The organism is Peribacillus sp. (genome assembly GCF_059453735.1).
Genome location: NZ_JAZVJO010000408.1, coordinates 1 through 4,493, shown reverse-complemented (window position 1 = coordinate 4,493; position 4,493 = coordinate 1). Strand labels below are relative to the sequence as shown.

The window sequence follows — 4,493 nt, the reverse complement described above, 5'->3', positions numbered from 1 at the left end:
GTAGTGGACTTTCCTGATATAGCAGTAATCTTCACTTGGCTTTTAGTCTGAGGTCGAAATTTTAACATTTCAAGATTCATCTGATGTTCTCCTTTGCTGATTTTTCCAATTCTTACGTAATTACTTCCTTTTACCCTTTTGGCAAAGGGTAGAAACCTCTATATAATAAAAAATATGCCTAAAGTTATATTTTTGTTGAAAAACAACGAAAATAGGGAGGAAAATCATTCTATTGACCTGATATTTGTCGTATATCAGAGTATCTGCATGTTTCCCAATAGGAAAGAGGTATGGTTAAATAGAACTACCCTGATTGAAAATACTAATCAGAACGTTACATATTTGCTTTTGGAAGGTGTTTTGTGAAAACCAAACCGATTCCAAATTTCTGGCTTTTTTCAAGTAATCTAGTACCCGAATGGAGAATGTTTTTCGGAAAAAGAACATTCTGGTGGCCCGCAGCTTTTAGTTGCGGGATTTTTTTATGGGATTTTTTCCTTCGTTTGAATTCATCATGTCGGGGTAAATTGAAGATATATAGACTTAGGAAGAGGTGAAGGTTGAGATATGGCTGAAATAGAAAAAGGGAATCCAGAAATGGCTCAGGATCTCACCACACGTAAAGCGAACCTCCAGTTTGTCTTTCCGTTTTTACTCCAAGAAGAAAAAATAGAAGGCTTTGCAGAAAAATTGCTTGAAAAGGGATTTGTTTTTTTTGATTTAGAAAATATGGATCTGGAAAACCGATTTTACGGACGTGATTCTGTTTCTCACCGTTCAATGGAAAAGTACTTTATGCCGAATATAGAACCCATTGTCTTTCCCTCAACGTATAAAAAAAGAGAAGGACTTCGACGCTTCACAAAAAAAATCAATCAAAAGTTTACACTTACCTCAACCTTTCTCACCACGGACTTTACCATCGATTCATTCGATATCTTTATCTGTCCTTTTCATATCGGACTTATGAATATTCGAATTACACTGCCAAAGGGGATGGATTATTCCGCTGTTTTGGCTTTTGGTGATATTTTTCGAGTTCTTGAACCGATTGCTCAGGATGAGGTGAGCACGAAAATTTTTTATGCCGATGATGAGGCACCTTACACCAATGTAAAAAAATTTGTATTTAGTGAACTTTTAACCGTATTGAAGGACTATATAGAATCCGAGAGCAGCCAAGAAACGTATTTTGGGAGTCTTCCTTTCTTCGTTGATGAACGAATGTACGTAATTGGCCACGTTGTGTTGGAAGAAGATAGCAACATAAGAGAAATTGATTTATATCGAGCGGTTGGCATGAATGGTTATGATAGTAAGGGGCTGCCTTTTATAGGAGCAAAGAATCCAGATTATATCAAACGGTATTGTCAGGAAAACGTGTACGATCGCTGGGGAGATGAAACATACTATATTGTGGGTGATGATGCATTTATCTGTGTGACCAAAGCTGGCGATGAGCTCGAGCAGCAATTGGCAGGTCAAATGTATGGAGAACATTTTTACTCCTTGCTGTTGTTTTATTATTACAAAATCGTCCTGCTCGAACTGACACATGAAAATTCGCAGATTGATATTGAACAAGACCAATCGCAAACAGAGCTGCTGATTGTCATGATTACCGAGTTCTCAGCGAAGTATTACTTCCCGCAAATCAACAGTACCTCCACAGGGCAGGAACTTTTTGAGTTAATTAGGCAAAACTTTAAAATTGAAGACCTCTACCGAGATGTAAAAGAAACACTGTCAGATTTATACCAAAATCAAGATAAATTATCCGGTAAGCGGAGCAGTTACCTGCTCGAGGTTCTGACGATTTACTCAACCATATCCGGGATCTTTGGAATGAATTTGGTTACGGAACAACTGAAGGGGAATATTCCTTGGTCAAAGATGAATCAATTTAGTATTTATGAATATCTCGCTCTATTTGTGACCATTTCAGGTGTGGCGGTATCGCTCTCACTTGGATTCGTGTTTGTCCGGAGCTGGCTGAAAGAAAGACATAGTAGACGGAAGAGAATCTATTAATGAATAACCTGTCCCATACTTATGGGGCAGGTTTTTGTCGTTTTGTCGCCACTAATTCACTTTTTTTTCTAATAATTTGTTACTATAGAAGGAAGACACCATTAGTTACAGGGAGGTAAATATGAAGAAACACCTTTTTGCTCCGGTACTGGTTGCAGCTATATTACTTCTAACTGGCTGTTTTGACAAAGAACCCCAGCCAGAAGAACGGTTAGCAGCTTACACGAAGCTATGGAATGAACAAAATTTCACTGAAATGTACACGTACTTATCCAAAGATACAAAAAAGACTATGTCGAAAGCTGAATTTGCGGAGCGTTACGAAAAAATTTACAAGGGCATTGAGGCCAAACAAGTAAAGGTAACGTATAAACAGCCGACAGAAGAGCAGGACCATAAAGATAAGAAAAAAGTCGCGCTGCCGTTTTCCGTCAGTATGAATTCGATAGCAGGGGAAATCAATTTTGACCATAAAGCCACGCTTGTTAAAGAAGAACGAGAAAATGAAACCAATTGGTATGTGAAATGGAATCCAAGTTATATCTTTCCTGAGCTTGAAGAAGGAGAAAAGGTATCGGTAAAAACCTATCCAGCCATCCGCGGTGAAATTGTCGACCGCAATGAGCGTGGAATGGCGATGAACGGCAGTGTATACGAAGTCGGGATCGTGCCGGAAGAAATGGCAGGAAACGAAGCGGGGATTCTCTCCCAGCTGTCGAGTGCCTTAAAAATATCTAAAGAGGAAATTGAAAATAAACTAAATCAATCGTGGGTACAGCCTAATTATTTAGTACCAATCAAAAAACTGTCTTTGGAAGATACGGCAACGAAAGAAAAAGTCGCAGGCATCCAATCGGTGACGGTTAACGAAATTCAGGACCGCGTATATCCGTATAAAGAAAGCGCTGCCCACTTAATCGGCTATATTGGCGACGTATCTGCTGAAGATTTAAAAGCGAATAAAGAGAAAGGCTACACCGCCCAAGACGAAATCGGCAAGCGGGGGCTTGAACAGCTGCTTGAAGCCCGTCTTAAAGGAAAAGCGGGAGCGAAAGTGTATATCGCAGCAAGCAATGGCGAAGAAAAAGTCATTGCCGATCAGCCGGCAGCTGAAGGCGAAACGATTATCTTAACCATTGATGCGGAGCTCCAAAAGCAAATTTATCAGCAGTATGAAAATGAGAATGGATCAGCCGCCGCCATCAATCCGATCACAGGCGAGACATTGGTCCTGATGAGCAGTCCGTCATTTGATCCGAATCAATACATTCTAGGCATGTCAAATGAAACCCAAAAGGCGTGGGAAGAAGATCCAGACAAGCCAATGATTAATCGGTTTAGCTCCGTGTATACCCCAGGTTCCACAATCAAAGGGCTGACAGGATCAATCGCGATGAAAAATGGCTTAAATCCTAAGAAAGCAATCAAGATTACAGGTGCATCATGGAAAAAAGCGAATTGGAAAGACCATTCAATTACCCGTGTGGCGACACCAGGCAAGGATATTAATATGACTGATGCGCTGATCTATTCAGATAATATATACTTTGCGCAGAAAGCCTTAAATTTGGGCACAGCTAAGTTTTCAGAAGGATTGAAGGATTTTGGCTTTGGAGAAACCATTCCATTCGACTATCCAATCACTAAGTCTGGAATTGGGAAAATTGACAGTGAAGGTCGTCTAGCAGACAGCGGCTATGGGCAAGGCCAGATTCAAATGAGTACCCTTCACTTAGCGCTCACCTATTCAGCTTATGTAAACAAAGGAAATATGATTTCGCCTGTCTTGTTCGACGGGGAAAAGAAAAGCCAAGCCTGGAAGAAAAACGTAGTTCCTGAAAAACAGGCATCAAGCATGTTAACGATGCTCGAACAGGTCGTCAAACACCCGAAAGGATCGGGGCACACACTCGATGATCTCGACATTTCAATTGCAGGAAAAACAGGGACAGCTGAAACCAAACTAAACAAAGGCGGCAGCGGAAATGAAAACGGCTGGTTCGTCGGAGTAAATACCGAGAACCCACAATTACTGATGTCTTGGATGATGGAAGACGTCAAAGGAAGAGGCGGTAGTCATCTGGTGGTAGACAAGATGAAGCCGGTTTGGAAAAAGTACTTAACGCAATAACTATTATAATAGAAGGAAGACATCAGCGGGACAAGCTGATGTCTTTTTAATAAATAAATTTCAGAATATTTCGACAAATATGGTTTTACTGTCGGTATAGGGAAATGTTCACAAATAGGCATAGTGTATATTTATCTTGAGTAAAAAGTGTTTTTGGATAATAAAGATACCCTCTTTAGACTAGCTAAAACGTAACAGGACAGAATCTACTACTATTAACCTATGTAAACCTAATTATTATAAAATAACAAAAAAGTAAAATAAATGAAATAAAAAAGGACGTTCTTACTGTTATATAGAACTAAATGGTAATATTTATTTAATAAAAAAG

2 protein-coding genes are annotated in these 4,493 nt (G+C 39.6%); both read left to right on the top strand.

The annotated features are described in order from the left end of the window. The first annotated feature begins 567 nt into the window (after positions 1-567). Positions 568-2,031, top strand: coding sequence for a hypothetical protein (locus AC52RT_RS13510; protein WP_495541222.1), 1,464 nt, complete (start codon positions 568-570; stop codon positions 2,029-2,031). 121 nt (positions 2,032-2,152) lie between these two features. After that, entirely contained in the window at positions 2,153-4,162 is a 2,010-nt protein-coding gene (locus AC52RT_RS13505) for a penicillin-binding transpeptidase domain-containing protein (RefSeq protein ID WP_495541221.1), read from the top strand. Positions 4,163-4,493 lie beyond the last annotated feature (331 nt).

Excerpts from the sequence above, each read along its gene's own strand:
- AC52RT_RS13505 (WP_495541221.1), top strand. The coding sequence starts at position 2,153 with ATGAAGAAACACCTTTTTGCTCCGGTACTGGTTGCAGCTATATTACTT.
- AC52RT_RS13510 (WP_495541222.1), top strand. The coding sequence starts at position 568 with ATGGCTGAAATAGAAAAAGGGAATCCAGAAATGGCTCAGGATCTCACC.